Genomic DNA, 15727 nt, shown 5'->3' on the forward strand with positions numbered 1-15727 from the left:
CCGTGCTTCATCAGGAGCCAGTTGATCGCCTTCAGCGGCACGCCGGGACCTGCCCAGGGAGACGAGTAGCCCGGGGACACCTCTCCGGCATTGGCGTAGCTGGTTTCCAGCGCAGGACCCGGCTGGCGGTCGAGGACAGTGACGTCGTGTCCGGCGCGCGCCAAATACCACGCGGAGGTCACGCCTATGACCCCACTACCTACGATAAGAACCCTCACGTCCGCCTCCTGCAGACGATGAGACCGGAAGCCGCGCGCACGCGGCCGAAAAGTCTGTCGAACATCATGCATCTCCACCGGGTCAGCGGCGGCGAACCCGGAAATCAGAACTGAGTTTTTTTGGCTTGGTTGGATTTCCGGCCCCCGGTCGACGGCCTTGCGGCCGCGCCAGGGCTAGATGCATGCGATAAGGCTGCCCGCGTGGTTCACAAAACGCATGCGAGTGTGCGATGTTTTTCTGTCCACTTGAGAAGATGGCACAGTAGGCACTCGAGAGACAACCGGCCGCACAATACCGCAGGCCAAGCCGGTTGCAATGGCCAAGTTGTCGCGTCCCGCACATCCGGACGCAGCTGCCCGCGTTGCTGCGGTCTCAGAAAAACAGCGCGAGCACAGTCATCGATGCGACTGCCAAAGCGATCATGCTCGCAATCATTACGGCCGCGCCAGAACCGAACGCCAGCGCTGCCACCCAATCGAACTTCCTGTCGGTATGCTCGCGCATCATTCGCTCCGTGTCTTCGCAACGTAAGTGCGATTGCGGTCGTTTCCATCCCGTAACGGTGCATCGTCGGCCTCGTACAGCAGCACCCGCTCGGCCGCGCCGTCCAGATCTTCCAGCTGCCCGCTCCTCATCGACCAAAGGAAGGCGATGAGGCCGACCAGTCCCATGCCCAGCGCAACCGGGACAAGCCACGACAACAGGCTCATGTCGCCTCCGAAAGCCGGAGCGACTTCCAAGCAGTCCTGCCGCGTGAAGGCGCTCCGCTCTGGCCTGCACGGTGCGGCGCGTTGGCGACAACAAGAATGGATGAGATCAGCATCGCCACCGCGCCGACAAGAATGGTCACGTATCCTGCAAGCGCAAGTTCATCGTGGGCGAACGAGAGCCTGATGTTCTGTGTACCCCGCCGCGTCGCCATGCGCCCTACCATGATCACCTCGGGCATGTTTTCAACGCTGTAGTCAAGGAAGACCAGATCGGCCGAGCCGCGCTCCCTGTGTGCAGCCGCCGAAGGGGCCATCGAAACATCGGCTGCCTCACGAGCAGGAGCATCGTTGAGGCCATCGCCGACCACTATGACTTCGCAGCCGTGAGATGCGAGAAATTCTAGGCGAGCGACCTTGTCGTGGGTAAGGATGCCTCCCGTTGCTTGATCGATCTCCACGGAACTTGCTGCCTCGGCGACCACGTTCGTGTCGTCACCCGACAGAATCGCTGCAGACTGTTCGGGCCGACGCATCCCACCTACCGCTTCGGATGCGCTTGGCCGCAGCCTGGCCATGATCTCGATGCAGCCCTGCGCGCGACCGCCGGCGGAATTCCAGGTGGCGACCTCAGCGTCTCTCTTGAGCTGCGGTGTGACTCTGTCGCGGCAGCCTAGCCTCTTGCCGATGTCGCGACTGGCGAGAACGATCTCACGGTCATAGAACGGGCGCGCAAGACCGATCTCGAGCGCCACTTCGAGTCCGGGCGCGCAACAGCTCACCGTTCATTCCTCCGGGCGCGCCATCGCCTTATAGGCGTGCCATGTTGCGTGGCCGAGCAGCGGGAAGATGAGGATCATGCCAACCAGTCCCGTCGCCACGCAGACAGCGAATAGCACCAGCACCATGGCGCCCCACCCGATCATCGTCGGCAGGTTGTTCCAGACCAGCTTCATGCTCGTCGCCATGGCGGTCAGCGCATCGATACGGCGGTCGAGCAACATAGGTACCGCGAAGACGCTGACCGAGAAGGCGAAGGCGGCGAACAAGCCGCCGATGGCCGTACCGATCACAAGCATCGCCCAGCCGGAAGCTGTGCCAAGCAGAATGCCGACGACATGACCGAGGCCCGGAAAGGCGGTCACCCCGAAGAACAGCGACCAGAGCAGGACTGCGGCGCGCGTCCACAGGAGCATCAACAGGCTGAGCAGGAGCCCGGTGAAGAACACCTGCGCGCCCGCCCTTGGCCTGACGCGCACCATCGATCCGAGCGTGATCGACCTGCCTTCCCCAATCGCCCGGCTCTTCTCGTACAGTCCGATGGCAAGAAAGGGCGCGACAATCAAGAATCCGGCCAGCGCCGGAAACAGGATGTAGTCGCGGCCGAATCCGACGAGGGTCCAGACGAAAGCGAACGATAACAGGAACACACCGACGCCGTATGCCAGGCTCGATGATGGTCCGTTCCAAAAATCTTGCCACCCGGCAGCAAGCCAGCGTCGTCCTTCGAGCATCGGCAGATTGCGCTGAAGGGCCGGGTCACGGGTCTCGCCGATCCCAGACGTTTCGCTGAGCAACCAGTATCCCTCGTCGGCTTCGCCCATGGTTTTCTCCCTCAGCAGGCCGACTTTGCGGCGCGGTAGCCGCCCTCGCCGTCGGCGGACTTCAGATGTTCGACGCATTCGGGCTGCGAATGGAACGCGACGTAGACGAGATGCGCGTTTGCCCCGGCGAAGATGAGCAAGACTGCCGGGACCAGGATCCAGGTCAGCCATCCACCGGGAACACGCGCGCGTCCTGTCATGGTTGCTCCGTCCCAAGGTCGTGGACATAAACAGCCAGCGTCCGCATTTCCGCAGTCGTCAGGCGCTCGTCCCACGTCGGCATGTGCCCCTGACGGCCGCCATGCACGGAAGCGATGATGGTGTCGAGATCGCCGCCATAGACCCAGTACGGATCGCTGAGATTCGGCGCGCCGATCTCCTGATCTCCTTGCGCGTTCTCGCCGTGGCATGCAGCGCAAGTCGTCACGAACACCTCACGGCCCGCATTGATGCGGTCAAGGTTCTCTGGTGTCGAATAGTCAGGATGTGTCAGGGAGTACACATAGGTGGCAACGCTGCGAACCTGTTCGCGATCGAGCATCTCGTCACGGCCGAAGGCCGGCATCTGAGAGACCCGGCTCTCGGGATGCGCGGTGTTGATGCCGACACGCATCGTCTGCTCGATGAGTTCGGGACCGCCGCCCCACAACCAGTCATCGTCTGTGAGGTCGGGGTAGTTGGCGCGGCCCCTGCCGTCGCGGCCGTGGCACGCAGCGCAGTTGTCACCGAACAGCTGCCGCCCTGTGTCGCGCACGGTCCGCATCAACGCCTCGTCGGCGAGGATCGTGTCATAGGGCTCGCTCTCCAGCCGTGTCGTCCAGCCAGAGCGCTGCTGCTGGCCGTCGATGACCCGGGCTTCGACCGTCGTCTGCTGGTCTATACCCAGAAGCCCCTTCGTATAGGTCACGCCAAGCGGCCAGGCAGGCACCATAAACCACCAGAAGATCGCCCAGACGTGGGTGACGATCAGGAACATCAGCACCCCGCGCGGGATCGGCGTATCCAGTTCCTTGATGCCGTTCCATTCGTGGCCCGTCGTCTCGCGCCCGGTGACGGGGTCGCGTTCTACGTCCGCCATGGCGTGTCGTCCCGTTCGAGGATGCTGTGCTTGGCCCGGTCGAACTGCTTCCTATTCCTCGGCAAGAAGGCGTAAACGCAGACGCAGAGGAAGAAGGCCATCATGTAGAACAAGCCCCAGCTCTTGGAGAAGGCGACCAATGTTTCGTGACTGAAGTCCATATCTGCCTTCTCAGTCTTCCGGTTCCGGTGGCTGTTCGGTAGCAGCGGTGTTCTGATAGGCGGCATCGGTCAGCCGTCCCAGCACCTGCAGATAGGCGACGAGAGCATCCATCTCGGTGACTTGCGTCGTGACGCCATCGAAGGCGCTAACGGTGGTATCCTCGCCATAGCGCTCGGTCACGCCGGATGCGAAGTCGGTGTCGGGCGTCGCCTGGCCGTAAGCATCGCGCGCGGCGTTTTCGACCATCTCCCCTGTGTAGGGCACGCCCAGCGCCCGCTGCGCCGCGAGATGTCTTGGCAGGTCGTCCATCCTCAGTGGTGTGCGCGCCAGCCAGCGATAGGCGGGCATGTTGGATTCGGGCACGACATCGCGCGGATTGTTGAGATGCGCGACATGCCAGAAATCGGAGTACTTGCCGCCCACGCGGGCAAGGTCCGGCCCGGTCCGTTTCGAACCCCAAAGCATCGGCCGGTCGTATCGGGACTCGACCGCCAGCGAATAGGGGCCGTAGCGCTCGACCTCGTCGCGCAGCGTCCTGATCATCTGGCTATGGCAGGCGTAGCAGCCCTCGCGGACATAGATGTTGCGTCCGGCCAGTTCGAGCGGCGTGTAAAGCCGCATGTCGGGCGCTTCCTCGACAGTCTCGTCGATGGTGAACAGGGGCGCGATTTCGACGATGCCACCAACGCTGGCCGCCGCGATGATGGCGATGACGAAGCCGATGGCCGAACGTTCGAGCTTGCGATGGAAGAGCTCAGACATCGGTCATTCTCCCGGCACGGCTGCGGGCTGGACAGGCGCATCGGAACGCAGGGCAGCGAGCGGAGCCGCCCTCACCGTCATCCAGATGTTGTAGCAGCCGACGATTGCGCCGATCAGGAACAGGAGGCCGCCGAAGGCACGGGCGATGTAGTAGGGATACATGGCGACCAGACTGTCCACGAAGGAATAGGCAAGCGCGCCTTCCTGCGTGTACGTCCTCCACATCAGCCCCTGGATTATGCCCGAGTTCCACATCGCGAAGACGTAGATCACTGTCCCGGCGATCGCGAGCCAGAAGTGGACTTCGACCAAGGTCGCGGAGTACATGCGCTCGCGTTTCCAGAGGCTCGGGACCAGCGTGTAGAGCGAGCCGAAGGTGATGAGCGCCACCCAACCAAGAGCGCCCGCGTGGACGTGGCCGACGGTCCAGTCCGTGTAGTGGCTCAAAGCGTTCACGGGCCGGATCGCCATGAACGACCCCTCGAAGGTCGAAAGCCCGTAGAACACGGCCGCCGCCATCATGAAACGCAGCGTCGCGTCATCCCGTACCCGGTGCCAGGCGCCGTTGAGGGTCAGCAAGGCGTTGCCTGCGGAGGCCCAGGACGGCACCAGCAGCATGACCGAGAAGGTCATGCCAAGCGTCTGCACCCAATGCGGCAGGGCGGTGTAGTGCAGATGATGCGAGCCCGCCCACATGTAAAAGAAGGTGATGCCCCAGAAGCTCAGGATCGACAGCCGATAGGAAAAGATCGGACGCTTCGCCCGCACGGGCAGGTAGTAGTAGAGCATGCCGAGAAAGCCCGCCGTCAGGAAGAAGGCCACGGCGTTATGCCCGTACCACCACTGGACCATTGCGTCCTGAACCCCTGGCCAGATCGTGTAACTCTTGGCCTGTCCCCAAGAGATCGGGACGGCGAGGTTGTTCACGATGTGCAGGATCGCGACGACCAGGATGAAGGCCATGAAATACCAGTTTGCCACATAGATATGCGGCTCCTTCCGCCGGGCGATCGTCGCGATGTAGAGGACGAAGTAAGTCACCCAGACAATCACGAGCCACAGGTCGGCATACCATTCTGCTTCGGCGTACTCCTTCGACTGTGTCACGCCCAGCAGATATCCTGAAACGGCCAGTAAACAGAACAGGTTGAAGCCCAGCAGCACGAACCAGGGACTGAGCTGGCCAGCGAGGCGCGCGCGCGATGTCCGCTGGACAACGTGAAAGGAAGTCGCGATCAGAGCGTTGCCGCCAAAACCGAAAATCACTCCGGTCGTGTGGGTCGGGCGAAGCCGCCCAAAGGTGGACCATGCCGCGTCGAAGGCGAGATCCGGCCATGCGAGAAGGGCCGCCACCCAAACGCCCATGAACATTCCGAACACCGCCCAGGCCATCGACAGCACGATTCCGACCTTGATCGGATCGTCATAGTAGGCAGCGGTCCGATCATCCGTCGGCTCCGGGCCGTAAAAGGAAGCCATGACCAACCAGGCAAGGCCGCCGCCGAACACCATGACGATCACGCCATGCACGCCGAGAACGTCGGATCGGCCCACGACCGCCATGGCGAGACCAGCCAGTGCGACCGCGCCCGCAAGCATCAAGGCGTACTGCCGTTCTAAGGAGGTCAGGTTCGCCAGCATTCATCCTCCTCCTAGAGCAGATGCAGGGGCTTCCCCTTGCATTCGGTTCAGCTCAAGCGCTTCGAGGAGCTCTTTGCGGTTGCCCACAATATCGGCCAGGTTCACGCCGTCGAAGACCTCATGGAAAGCGTCGAGCGCCCGGCCGACGACACTTTTGAGCCTGCAAGAGGGCGTGATGGCACAGCCGCCGCCGGGACGCATGCATTCGGTGAGATCGAAACCGTCCTCCATCTGCCGCATGACATCACCCAAATTGATGTCCTCCGGCGGCCGCGCCAGCGCTATGCCTCCAGCCCGCCCGCGGGCGGTCGCAAGATAGCCAAGCCGCCCCAGCTTGAGCGCGACTTTCAAAAGGTGATTGCGCGAGATACCGTAGTCGGCCGCGACGTCCGTGACCCGGCACGACTTGCCGCGATGGATCGCCAGATACATCAGCATTCTAAGAGCGTAATCCGTCTGAAGTGTCAGGCGCATGCGGGCGGCTCCTCGTCAGTTGGGCAGTGGGCTGCCGAAACTAGGCGAATAGGCGCTGACAATGCGAATGCGCAGGATTGCGGGGGCGCTGTCCTGCCCCGATCGATATCTCGTACGCACCGTCGATGCGAGCCCTTTTGCGACCCGGTCATCCTGGTGCACCCGTTCCCGGCCGCTCCAGCCGGAAAAACATCGCAAGCCGTAAGCTGCGCGCAATTCTCTCCGCGCGGTCGACGAATATTCCGGCGATTTCTGGAGTGCATCGTTCGGCTGCGGCCTGCCTGAAATGGGCCAGCCAGATATCGAAATCCTCGTCTCGAACCTGGCTGAGCTTGACGTGGGCAGGCACGGGACGGCCGCTGTAGGCGCCGTTCTTGAGGACCACCGAGCACCAGAAATCGGTCATCTTTTCCAGGTGCGGTTCCCAGTCGCCTTTGATCTCCGACGCAAAAATCGGACCGAGACGACTGTCGGCACGTACGCGCGTATAGAAGTCTCGTACGAGTGCGCCGATGAACGCGCGGTCCACCAGGGGATCAGCCAGCGGCTGCTCGGGCTGAGGACGGGCGGCTTCCGGGCCGGTAGCAATCATATGCAATCACGCAAAGTGGTATCTTTGTAGCCACTTTTAAGACCTGATCGCCATGACTGCAAGCGTTCTGATGTCGCGGCTTGGGATCGACCTCGCTGATCGCCAAGTTGTTTGCTCTCGCGCAAAGTCGCTGGACTGTCCACGTGCTTCCATGGCGTTTTTGGAGACGCCGGAAGTGAAACCACCACTGACGATCGACGTGGAAATGACGGTCGACGAGATAATGCGGCGATGGCCTACGACGATACGAGTGTTCATTCTATACCGGATGATGTGCATCGGCTGCCCGATCGGCGTGTTCCACACCGTTCGGGACGCCTGCGAGGCCCACCATCTCGATGAGGATTCATTTACCGAGGACATCCTTACCGCGATGAAAGCCGACGCGGAGGCCAACATTGGTTCGGCATTCGAGAAAGCGAGACTTTCAAGTTCATGATTACATGCGGGAGAGTGCATAGGAAGTCGGGCAGCCCGGCGAGGTCATGGAAACAGCGGACGTCCCCTTGTTCAAAGCCCGAGCACTTCCTGCTTAACGGCGTAGGGGTCAATGTCATATTCCCACCGGCGCCGACACTAAGAAAAGCCTACTTGCTGCGTCGGTTTTCTGCCACAACCATGAGGCCGTGAGGGTTCGTTACAACGACTTGCTGGCGCCCCCCCTTCACGAGTCCTTGATCCTCCCAGGCACTTAGCAGCCTGCTTACCGTGTGCAGGGTAGTACCCGTCATCTCGGCGATGTCCTGCCTTGTGATGGGAAAGTCGATCTCGATGCCGTCGTCGGTTTTCTTACCGGACTGGCTGACGATGCGCAGCAGGGCATGCGCGATGCGTTGCTCCACCTGTTGGGTCGACATCTCCATGACCTGCGCCTGGGTCTCTTGCAGACGTGTCCCGATCGTCTGGTATGCGCTGGCTGCAACTGAAGGCATACGAGCTTGAAAGTCCGACCACGCGGCATTTGGCCATGTGAGAACAACGCAGTCGACAGCGGCAACCGCGGAGGCGGGATAGGTGGTACGTCCGATCGCCACGGCAATGCCGAAGAGTTCGCCCTCGTTGATGTAACGTGCAATCACCTGATGACCTGCAGGTGAGGTGCGCACCACCCTGATATGCCCCGCCAATAGAAGGAAGAAGGAGGCTGCTTCCTCTCCCTGCGAGAAGATCTCGGAATCCTTCGGAAACCGCGACGACCGCGCCCGGGCCAGCACAATATCGAGCTCGCCCCCCTCAAGACCTGCAAACGCGGGCAGTCTGGCGATTAAGTGTCGGTCAAGTGCCATCCTAGTTCAACTGTCTCCTGAACTGTTTCCTTCACGGTTTCTAGCGGCTGTTTGCGCTGGCGCAAACAGTCAGTCGCTGGGGACGGTATCACGGATGCAGCGGCGATCGCCGCCAGGTATCAAAGAAGGACAGAAAAGAATGAAACGTATAGCAACGGCCTTGGCGCTCGGTAGCTTGGTCATAGCCGCAGGCGCAGCCGGCGCGGCGGAATTCGAAGTCATGATGCTGAACAAGGGTCAGAAGGGCACGATGGTGTTCCAGCCCGACCACATCAAGGCTGCCCCGGGTGATACCATCCGATTCGTGCCCACCGACAAAGGGCACAACGTAGAGACGGTCAAGGGCATGCTCCCCGAAGCTGCCAAGGCGTTCAAGAGCAAGTTCAACGAACCCTTCGAAGTAACGCTGACGGCGGAAGGGGTTTACGGCGTCAAATGTACGCCACACTACGCGATGGGTATGGTCGCGCTCATCGAAGTAGGCGAGCCCGTCAACGTCGAAGATGCCAAGGCAGTCAAGCAAACGGGCAAGGCGAAGACAGTATTCGCGGAACTCTTCGGTCAAGTCGTGGCCGCCAGATAGGCAACGCACCTCTTGACTGATGCTCGGACTTCGAATGGGCCAGGCTAAGGAAGCGAAAAATGACTAGGCCGGATAGTCAGGCAGCCCCTGCGGGCAGCCCAAGTGCGGATAGACGAGACGCCGCCAAACTGGGGGAGACATTACGGCGCTACGAACGCTATCATCCGGGTGACAAGCTCGCGGATGTGATACGACAGTCTTTCTTCTCGAAGGAGGAACGGCGACTGCTTGGGGATCGGCTCATCGCGATGACTTCCAATGCAAGCGCGACAGATGGCTGACCACCGTGTGCATGTGAGCTTTGAAGAAGGCGGTGTGACGGTAGACGCTGCCCTGGTCGCAAGGGGGCTCCGGCTGCAAGCTAGTGCCATTCCCTCGATGCTCCGGGACGGATTGATCACCTGTCGCTTCGAGCGCGGCACGCGCGAGGATGAAGCAAGGTTCCGTCTGACATTCTGGTACTCGAACCTGAGATTCCGAGTCATCGTCGATGACACCGGGAAAATGGCTCAGTGGATGAGGCTGAACTACGGCGGACCCAGGCCGACCCGTTCACGCACTTAGTGGTTTCGCCATCCCCAGACCCAGGGCAAGATCGAACCTTAACATCAGGCGCTGAAGCGCCGCATCCTGCTAAGAAACTACTTCTTGGCCTGATCTGGGGATCAATTCTTCACCCCGTTGAACATATGATGGAGTTCCCGCTGCCGGTCGGCTTCCGGGTGGTCTGCCCCCTGAAAAATGGTCCTCCCTGAAGTAGGCTATTGAGCCTGAGAGAGGACGTGGAATGCCCCAGAAGAAGCATAAGCCTGAACAGATCGTCGCGAAGCTGCGCCAGGTCGATGTTTTGCTGTCGCAAGGAAAATCGGTTGGCGAGGCGGTTCGCACGATCGGCGTGACGCAGTTTACGTATTACCGCTGGCGCAAGGAGTTCGGCGGCCTGAAGGGTGACCAGGTGAAGCGGCTGAAGGAGCTCGAGAAAGAGAATGACCGGCTGCGCAAGGCGGTGTCGGACCTGACACTGGAGAAGCTGATCCTGAAAGAGGCTGCCTCGGGAAACTTCTGAGCCCCGCCCGTCGCCGTAGCTGCGTCGACCATGTCGTGGCGAAGTTCTCCGTCTCGGAGCGGTTTGCCTGCAAGGTTCTCGGCCAGCACCGATCGACCCAGCGCAAGAAGCCGCACGGCCGAACAGATGAGGATGCGTTGACCGCCGATATCATTCGGCTTGCCTCACGCTACGGGCGCTACGGCTACCGCAGGATCACGGCAATGCTGCGATCGGAGGGTTGGACGGTGAATGCCAAGCGCGTAGAGCGCATCTGGCGGCGGGAGGGGCTGAAGGTTCCCCAGAAGCAACCGAAGAGAGGACGGCTCTGGCTGAATGACGGATCGTGCATCCGTCTTCGGCCCGAGCATCCAAACCATGTCTGGTCCTATGACTTTGTCGAAGGCCGGACACACAACGGACGGAAGTTCCGCATGCTCAACATCATCGACGAGTTCACCCGGGAATGCTTGGCGATCCGCATCGATCGCAAGCTCAACTCGACCGACGTCATCGACCTCCTGTCCGACCTGTTCATTCTGCGCGGCGTGCCAGGGCATGTTCGTTCCGACAACGGCCCGGAGTTCATCGCCAAGGCCGTTCGGGATTGGATCGTGGCCGTCGGTGCAAAGACCGCGTTCATCGAGCCGGGAAGCCCTTGGGAGAACGGTTATTGCGAGAGCTTCAACTCGAAGCTGCGCGATGAACTGCTCAACGGGGAGATCTTCTATAGTCTCGCCGAGGCAAAGGTCATCATCGAGGCATGGCGACGCCACTACAATACCGAGCGGCCGCACTCATCGCTCGGCTACAAGCCGCCGTCGCCCGAGGCCATCATCTGGCCCGGACAACCACCCGGATCGGTTCCATCGTCGGCACAGGCGATGGCCGAAAAGCCGGTCATGCATTAAGACTGAAACCGGACCACCTTATGGGATCAGGCCAGTCGGCGCTCCAGTCCTTGTTGATCGAGGGTCCGGCTTAGCCGCCGCGCGGCCCATGTCCTGCCGTTCCGCAAATGCCCGCACGCGCCTTCAAGTACGGTGGCAGCAGGCTGCGACACCCTGGTCTGACCCCTGTTGTATTGGTCACTTGTCCTTCACCAGGAGGGTGAGCATGGCCCCTTCACGGATGTCTGACGGGCTGCGGTCAGCGACAATCGCCGTCAAGTAACAGCACGTTCCATAAGGCACGCCCCAAGCTATCAGCCCCGCACCGGCGGGGACGAGTTGCGGGGTCCGATCGTAGTAGTTCCCAAGCAAGACCTGCGCGGCACGCGAGGCGTCTTCGGTGTTGGCTCGGGGATCGTGGACCATACAGAACAGATCTTCGGCGTCGTAGGAATACGCCCCACTGATGCCGGTCGCGGGGTGCGCGAATTCGGCATAGCTGTCACTCGGGTAGATCTCGAAGCCCAAATTGCGCAACTCGGGTTCGGTATCAGCGAAAAACCCTTCAAAAGGCGCGATGCAGGCAACCTCAAACAGCGCTGCAAGCGTGAGATTTTGCGCCACGGCACCGAGCGGTGCGAGACAGAGGGCAATAGCGAGAAGAGGCCGTATCATTGAAACCCTTTTTAGTTGGTAACCGATGGCGACGGCGGTCAACCTCAGTGAACCACTATCTACCTGTTTCTACAATACTCTCCTGTTGGACCGGTTACTTTGTAATCCCATCCTTTATTTCGTGCTTCCAAAGCCTTGGTCTGGCTGTCTGCGCAAGCATAAAACATATTATTCCATGGGCAAAAATAGACTTGTATCGTGCATTGACCCCATGCAGAATCATAAACAGTTGCATCTCCCTTCCATCTTCCATTCTCAAAGAATGACACTTTGTAACTACTGTTTGCAATTGCATATGTACTGAAAGTCGCGATGGCAAGAAGCGCCAATCCAACGGTAATTTTTACGGGTCTCATGTGAAAAACTCCTCGATTATATGTCCTTTCGCACGGATAATAGATATGGCGGTTGAGCCGTACAACCTATCCAGGTGTACTACTTGACATGCCGGGCATCGAATTTCGGTTGAGACCGCCTTTCTCATCCCAGTCCCACAATGGCCGTTAGAGGATGAGCCCGCACGAAAGCACCATGCTCGCATGCCTGTTGACTGCGCACCCCGTCCGGGTACCAGATTTTTTCCGTCCTCTCGCTCATAGGCAAGCGCCCATTGCGAGAGCTTCAAACGATCTTTGCTGGTGGAAAGGTTCACGCCTGGTCCCCGAACCTTATTTCACCCGCAATCTAACATTTGAGGTTCCAGAGTGGGTGATGGCCGACGGTTCTGTCCGTCAGGGACTGGATGAACAGGCAATGCTAGGCTCAGGACTCATTGATCAGAGCCAGAAGATGACGGCTGCGGCGATGCAGATGGCAGAGAAGAAGGTGTGGGCGCATCGGTGGTATCGGGTGGCAATGCGGCGCCAGTCCTTGAGCTTGCCGAACATGTTCTCGATCTTGTGGCGCTGGCGATAGAGGGTCTTGTCATAGTCGATCGGCTGCTTGCGGCTCTTGGTCGGCGGAATGCACGCGGCGATGCCCTTGTCCGCCAGGGCCTCGCGGAACCAGTATCTGTCGTAGCCTTTATCGCCGAGCAGGCTGAGCATGATGACGATGGCGCCGCTGGCTGGATCATGACGCATGGCGCACCTCAGCGGTCTTTCTCAGGGCGTCGTAGCGCTCGACATTGGCCTTCGGTTCGTTGGTGAGCGTCAAGGCCTGAGGCGCATCGATCGTCGGCGGCACAGAGGGTTTGCCGTCAACCAGCCGGTGAAGTAGATTCAGCACATGCGTCTTCGTCGGAACGCCGGCCTTCAGTGCCATCTCGACGGCCGAGAGCACGGCCTGTTCATCGTGTTGAAGAACGAGCGCCAGGATGTCGACCATCTCGCGATCGCCGCCCGGCTTCTTGAGGAGATGCTGCTGCAATGTCCTGAAGGCATCAGGAAGCTCGACAAAGGGGGCGCCGTTGCGAAGGGCGCCGGGTTTGCGTTGAACGACAGCCAGATAATGCCGCCAGTCGTAGATGGTCTGTCCGGGCCGGTCATGAGAACGGTCGATGACGCGGCGGTGCTCGCAAATGATCTGACCTTCCGCGGCGACGACAATCCTCTCCGGGTAAACACGCAGGCTCACCGGCCGGTTGGCGAAGGATGCCGGAACGCTGTAGCGGTTGCGTTCCAAATGGACGAGGCAGGTAGGTGAGACGGCGCGATGTTTTTGCACGCAGACAGCATTTCTTTTCGTTTGCCGCCGCGACTTCGCGCTTCGATAGTGATGCGCGCCGGGCGGTAACCGCCGGCGGACGCGGGAGGTATCCACCGTTGAAGCTGAGTCTAAAACGTGTCTACGAACCCGCCGACGACGGCGACGGCATGCGGGTGCTGGTCGACCGACTGTGGCCGCGCGGCCTGCGCAAGCAGGAAGCGGCCATCGACCTGTGGGCAAAGGAGTTGGCGCCAAGCACCGCGCTGCGCCGCTGGTTCGGCCACGATCCGGAGAAATGGATCGAGTTCCGGCGCCGCTACGACGCGGAGCTGCAGCAGAATGGCGAGGCGATCGGCAATTTCCGCAGCGAGGTCGGTGGCCGCACCGCAACCCTGCTCTACGCCGCCCACGACGAGGCCCACAACCACGCGATCGTGCTGAAGGATTTTCTTGACGGCCAGGGCTGACCGGTGTCCGGGCTCTGCTCTTGCGTCAGCACTACTCGGTCGCGACGAGGACCCACGCGGCGGCGGCATCGCCCAGCAGCCGCGAGAATGTCCACAAATCCTGCGTGACCGTCACTGCGGCGGGATCGCCGGACAGCACTGCACCCTGCGGCGAGCGGACGGCGCTGACGATCTCGGCGCGGAATAGCACGCTGATCTCGGCGACATCCGCCGTCACGCCAGCATCGGCAATCTCGGCAGCGTCGATGCCGACGAAGGTCATCTCCAGCGTCTCGCCGCGCTCGGCGCGCAGGGCGCAGGCCTCCGCGAAAGCCGAGAGCACTTCTGGCGAGAGGAGCGGTCGCAGGCCTTCAAGCTCGCGCCCGGCGTAACAGCGCAGGATCTCCTCATAGGCGCGGCGGGCGCCGTCCAGGAAGGCTTCGGCGCTGAAGGCCGGGTCGACTGCGACCAGCTCGCGCAGCCGGGGATCGTGCGGCTCGGCATCCGAGTCGTCTGCGCCACCCGATCCGTCGCCTTCGGCCTGTCCGAAACGCGGCGGCCCGAACAGGAGATCGAGCGTGGACAGGAAGGCCCACCACATCGAGAGCACGAGTAAGGCCGGGAGATTGCTGACGGCTTCGCCGGTTTGGTTCATGGCATCCTCCTTCACCTGATCCGTGGCAGTTCGTCGAACTGGTGGAAGGGCGGCGGCGACGACAGCGTCCATTCGAGCGTAGTCGCGCCCTCGCCCCACGGGTTCGAGCCAGCCGCACGTTTCCTGGCTAATGCCTCGCCCACTGCGACGAAGAAGACGAGTAGGCCCGCGGTAGAGATGTAGGAGCCGACCGAGGAGACGAAGTTCCAGCCTGCGAAGGCGTCGGGATAGTCCGCATAGCGGCGCGGCATGCCGGCAAGCCCGAGGAAGTGCTGCGGGAAGAAGACGAGGTTGACGCCGACGAAGGTCAGCCAGAAATGCAGCCGGCCGAGCGTCTCGCTCATCATGTAGCCGCTCATCTTCGGGAACCAGTAGTACCAGGCCGCGAAGATGGCGAAGGCCGCACCCAGGGAAAGCACGTAGTGGAAGTGGGCGACGACGTAGTAGGTGTCGTGGAGCATCCGGTCGACGCCGGGATTGGCCAGCACCACGCCAGTCACGCCGCCGATGGTGAACAGGAGCACGAAACCCGCCGCCCATAGCATCGGCCCCTTCAGCGTGATCGAGCCGCCCCACATGGTGGCAAGCCAGGAGAACACCTTCACCCCGGTCGGCACCGCGATGACCATGGAGGCGAATGCGAAGTAGCGCTGGCTGTCGACCGACAACCCCACGGTGAACATGTGGTGCGCCCACACGACGAAGCCGATCAGGCCGATCGCCACCATCGCATAGGCCATGCCGAGATAACCGAAGACCGGCTTTCTTGAAAAGGTCGATACGACATGGCTCACGATGCCGAAGGCCGGCAGGATCATGATGTAGACCTCCGGGTGGCCGAAAAACCAGAACAGGTGCTGGAACAGGATCGGGTCGCCGCCGCCGACCGGATCGAAGAAGGTGGTGCCGAAATTGCGGTCGGTCAGCAGCATGGTGATCGCGCCAGCAAGAACCGGCAGCGCCAGTAACAGCATGAAAGCGGTGACAAGCATCGACCACGCGAACAACGGCATCTTGTGCAGCGTCATGCCGGGCGCGCGCATGTTGAAGATGGTGGTGATGAAGTTGATCGCGCCCAGGATGGAGGAGGCGCCCGACAGATGAATCGACAGGATGACGAAGTCGACGGCCGGACCCGGCTGGCCGACAGTCGAAAAAGGCGGGTAGAGCGTCCAGCCGCCGCCGTGTCCCGGCGTGCCCGGTGCGCCGGGCACGAACATCGAGCAGACGAACAGGACCAGCGAGGCCACCAGCAGCCAGA

21 protein-coding genes and 1 pseudogene are annotated in these 15727 nt (G+C 61.2%); 5 read left to right on the plus strand and 17 right to left on the minus strand.

What is annotated here, in order from left to right:
* From H6851_21445 to H6851_21495, 11 genes are all read right to left on the minus strand, one after another.
* Nucleotides 1–290 (minus strand): FAD-dependent oxidoreductase (locus H6851_21445; protein MCB9946164.1); only part of this gene is annotated, 290 nt, incomplete at its 3' end.
* Nucleotides 291–722: 432 nt separating this feature from the next.
* Complete coding sequence (gene ccoS, locus H6851_21450; protein MCB9946165.1) at nucleotides 723–929, minus strand: cbb3-type cytochrome oxidase assembly protein CcoS; 207 nt, start codon at nucleotides 927–929, stop codon at nucleotides 723–725.
* Nucleotides 926–1708, minus strand: a complete 783-nt coding sequence (locus H6851_21455; GenBank protein ID MCB9946166.1) for an HAD family hydrolase — start codon at nucleotides 1706–1708, stop codon at nucleotides 926–928. Before H6851_21455 ends, ccoS begins: the two co-directional genes overlap by 4 nt.
* Before the next feature lie 3 nt (nucleotides 1709–1711).
* Entirely contained in the window at nucleotides 1712–2530 is an 819-nt protein-coding gene (locus H6851_21460; protein ID MCB9946167.1) for a DUF2189 domain-containing protein, read from the minus strand.
* 11 nt (nucleotides 2531–2541) lie between these two features.
* On the minus strand, nucleotides 2542–2730 hold the full coding sequence (locus H6851_21465) for a hypothetical protein (GenBank protein ID MCB9946168.1): 189 nt from the start codon (nucleotides 2728–2730) through the stop codon (nucleotides 2542–2544).
* Nucleotides 2727–3608, minus strand: coding sequence for a cytochrome-c oxidase, cbb3-type subunit III (gene ccoP / locus H6851_21470; GenBank protein MCB9946169.1), 882 nt, complete (start codon nucleotides 3606–3608; stop codon nucleotides 2727–2729). The genes H6851_21465 and ccoP overlap by 4 nt, the downstream gene beginning before the upstream one ends.
* A complete protein-coding gene (locus H6851_21475; GenBank protein ID MCB9946170.1) occupies nucleotides 3596–3769 on the minus strand; it encodes a cbb3-type cytochrome c oxidase subunit 3 in 174 nt (57 codons plus the stop codon). Before H6851_21475 ends, ccoP begins: the two co-directional genes overlap by 13 nt.
* Before the next feature lie 10 nt (nucleotides 3770–3779).
* The gene (gene ccoO / locus H6851_21480; GenBank protein MCB9946171.1) at nucleotides 3780–4532 is read right to left on the minus strand and encodes a cytochrome-c oxidase, cbb3-type subunit II; all 753 of its coding nucleotides are present in this window, start codon (nucleotides 4530–4532) and stop codon (nucleotides 3780–3782) included.
* A 3-nt stretch (nucleotides 4533–4535) separates the two neighbouring features.
* A complete protein-coding gene (gene ccoN / locus H6851_21485; protein MCB9946172.1) occupies nucleotides 4536–6173 on the minus strand; it encodes a cytochrome-c oxidase, cbb3-type subunit I in 1638 nt (545 codons plus the stop codon).
* A complete protein-coding gene (locus H6851_21490; GenBank protein MCB9946173.1) occupies nucleotides 6174–6647 on the minus strand; it encodes an Rrf2 family transcriptional regulator in 474 nt (157 codons plus the stop codon).
* 148 nt (nucleotides 6648–6795) lie between these two features.
* Nucleotides 6796–7239, minus strand: a complete 444-nt coding sequence (locus H6851_21495; protein ID MCB9946174.1) for a group III truncated hemoglobin — start codon at nucleotides 7237–7239, stop codon at nucleotides 6796–6798.
* Nucleotides 7240–7414: 175 nt separating this feature from the next.
* On the opposite strand from H6851_21495, the gene H6851_21500 reads away from it, so the two are divergent.
* Nucleotides 7415–7678: a DUF1858 domain-containing protein gene (locus tag H6851_21500; protein MCB9946175.1), complete on the plus strand. Its 264-nt coding sequence runs from the start codon at nucleotides 7415–7417 to the stop codon at nucleotides 7676–7678.
* 148 nt (nucleotides 7679–7826) lie between these two features.
* Here the strand turns inward: H6851_21500 and H6851_21505 are convergent, their stop codons facing one another.
* Nucleotides 7827–8525 carry a Crp/Fnr family transcriptional regulator gene (locus H6851_21505; GenBank protein MCB9946176.1) on the minus strand — a complete coding sequence of 233 codons (699 nt, stop codon included), beginning with the start codon at nucleotides 8523–8525 and terminating at the stop codon, nucleotides 7827–7829.
* Between the two features lie 139 nt (nucleotides 8526–8664).
* Here H6851_21505 and H6851_21510 point away from each other — a divergent pair, with 139 nt between their 5' ends.
* From H6851_21510 to H6851_21520, 3 genes are all read left to right on the plus strand, one after another.
* Nucleotides 8665–9108: a pseudoazurin gene (locus H6851_21510; protein ID MCB9946177.1), complete on the plus strand. Its 444-nt coding sequence runs from the start codon at nucleotides 8665–8667 to the stop codon at nucleotides 9106–9108.
* Nucleotides 9109–9381: 273 nt separating this feature from the next.
* Nucleotides 9382–9672 carry a hypothetical protein gene (locus H6851_21515; GenBank protein ID MCB9946178.1) on the plus strand — a complete coding sequence of 97 codons (291 nt, stop codon included), beginning with the start codon at nucleotides 9382–9384 and terminating at the stop codon, nucleotides 9670–9672.
* A 223-nt stretch (nucleotides 9673–9895) separates the two neighbouring features.
* Nucleotides 9896–11064 (plus strand): IS3 family transposase gene (locus H6851_21520; protein MCB9946179.1). Its coding sequence is split into 2 segments (ribosomal slippage): nucleotides 9896–10160 and nucleotides 10160–11064, totalling 1170 coding nucleotides; the frame shifts between segments, so codons are not numbered across the junction.
* Nucleotides 11065–11241: 177 nt separating this feature from the next.
* On the opposite strand, the gene H6851_21525 is transcribed toward H6851_21520, so the two are convergent.
* From H6851_21525 to H6851_21535, 3 genes and pseudogenes are all read right to left on the minus strand, one after another.
* Nucleotides 11242–11760: a hypothetical protein gene (locus H6851_21525; GenBank protein ID MCB9946180.1), complete on the minus strand. Its 519-nt coding sequence runs from the start codon at nucleotides 11758–11760 to the stop codon at nucleotides 11242–11244.
* 734 nt (nucleotides 11761–12494) lie between these two features.
* Nucleotides 12495–12800: a transposase gene (locus H6851_21530; protein ID MCB9946181.1), complete on the minus strand. Its 306-nt coding sequence runs from the start codon at nucleotides 12798–12800 to the stop codon at nucleotides 12495–12497.
* Nucleotides 12790–13365 (minus strand): annotated as a pseudogene (locus tag H6851_21535) (IS21 family transposase). Before H6851_21535 ends, H6851_21530 begins: the two are co-directional and overlap by 11 nt.
* A 116-nt stretch (nucleotides 13366–13481) precedes the next feature.
* Here H6851_21535 and H6851_21540 point away from each other — a divergent pair.
* Nucleotides 13482–13832 carry a DUF488 domain-containing protein gene (locus tag H6851_21540; GenBank protein MCB9946182.1) on the plus strand — a complete coding sequence of 117 codons (351 nt, stop codon included), beginning with the start codon at nucleotides 13482–13484 and terminating at the stop codon, nucleotides 13830–13832.
* A gap of 31 nt (nucleotides 13833–13863) precedes the next feature.
* On the opposite strand, the gene H6851_21545 is transcribed toward H6851_21540, so the two are convergent.
* Both H6851_21545 and H6851_21550 read right to left on the minus strand, forming a co-directional pair.
* Nucleotides 13864–14466, minus strand: coding sequence for a Tim44 domain-containing protein (locus H6851_21545; protein MCB9946183.1), 603 nt, complete (start codon nucleotides 14464–14466; stop codon nucleotides 13864–13866).
* Nucleotides 14467–14477: 11 nt separating this feature from the next.
* Nucleotides 14478–15727 (minus strand): cytochrome c oxidase subunit 1 (locus tag H6851_21550; protein ID MCB9946184.1); only part of this gene is annotated, 1250 nt, incomplete at its 5' end.

This window comes from Geminicoccaceae bacterium (genome assembly GCA_020638465.1).
In the GTDB taxonomy this organism is placed as follows: Bacteria; Pseudomonadota; Alphaproteobacteria; order Geminicoccales; family Geminicoccaceae; genus JAGREO01.

What these genes read in the sequence shown, in the direction of transcription:
- H6851_21545 (MCB9946183.1), bottom strand. Translation starts at nt 14,466, where the DNA reads ATGAACCAAACCGGCGAAGCCGTCAGCAATCTCCCGGCCTTACTCGTG.
- ccoP (MCB9946169.1), bottom strand. Translation starts at nt 3,608, where the DNA reads ATGGCGGACGTAGAACGCGACCCCGTCACCGGGCGCGAGACGACGGGC.
- H6851_21495 (MCB9946174.1), bottom strand. Translation starts at nt 7,239, where the DNA reads ATGATTGCTACCGGCCCGGAAGCCGCCCGTCCTCAGCCCGAGCAGCCG.
- H6851_21515 (MCB9946178.1), top strand. Translation starts at nt 9,382, where the DNA reads ATGGCTGACCACCGTGTGCATGTGAGCTTTGAAGAAGGCGGTGTGACG.
- H6851_21490 (MCB9946173.1), bottom strand. Translation starts at nt 6,647, where the DNA reads ATGCGCCTGACACTTCAGACGGATTACGCTCTTAGAATGCTGATGTAT.
- ccoS (MCB9946165.1), bottom strand. Translation starts at nt 929, where the DNA reads ATGAGCCTGTTGTCGTGGCTTGTCCCGGTTGCGCTGGGCATGGGACTG.
- H6851_21460 (MCB9946167.1), bottom strand. Translation starts at nt 2,530, where the DNA reads ATGGGCGAAGCCGACGAGGGATACTGGTTGCTCAGCGAAACGTCTGGG.
- H6851_21475 (MCB9946170.1), bottom strand. Translation starts at nt 3,769, where the DNA reads ATGGACTTCAGTCACGAAACATTGGTCGCCTTCTCCAAGAGCTGGGGC.
- H6851_21505 (MCB9946176.1), bottom strand. Translation starts at nt 8,525, where the DNA reads ATGGCACTTGACCGACACTTAATCGCCAGACTGCCCGCGTTTGCAGGT.
- ccoO (MCB9946171.1), bottom strand. Translation starts at nt 4,532, where the DNA reads ATGTCTGAGCTCTTCCATCGCAAGCTCGAACGTTCGGCCATCGGCTTC.
- H6851_21465 (MCB9946168.1), bottom strand. Translation starts at nt 2,730, where the DNA reads ATGACAGGACGCGCGCGTGTTCCCGGTGGATGGCTGACCTGGATCCTG.
- H6851_21510 (MCB9946177.1), top strand. Translation starts at nt 8,665, where the DNA reads ATGAAACGTATAGCAACGGCCTTGGCGCTCGGTAGCTTGGTCATAGCC.
- ccoN (MCB9946172.1), bottom strand. Translation starts at nt 6,173, where the DNA reads ATGCTGGCGAACCTGACCTCCTTAGAACGGCAGTACGCCTTGATGCTT.
- H6851_21530 (MCB9946181.1), bottom strand. Translation starts at nt 12,800, where the DNA reads ATGCGTCATGATCCAGCCAGCGGCGCCATCGTCATCATGCTCAGCCTG.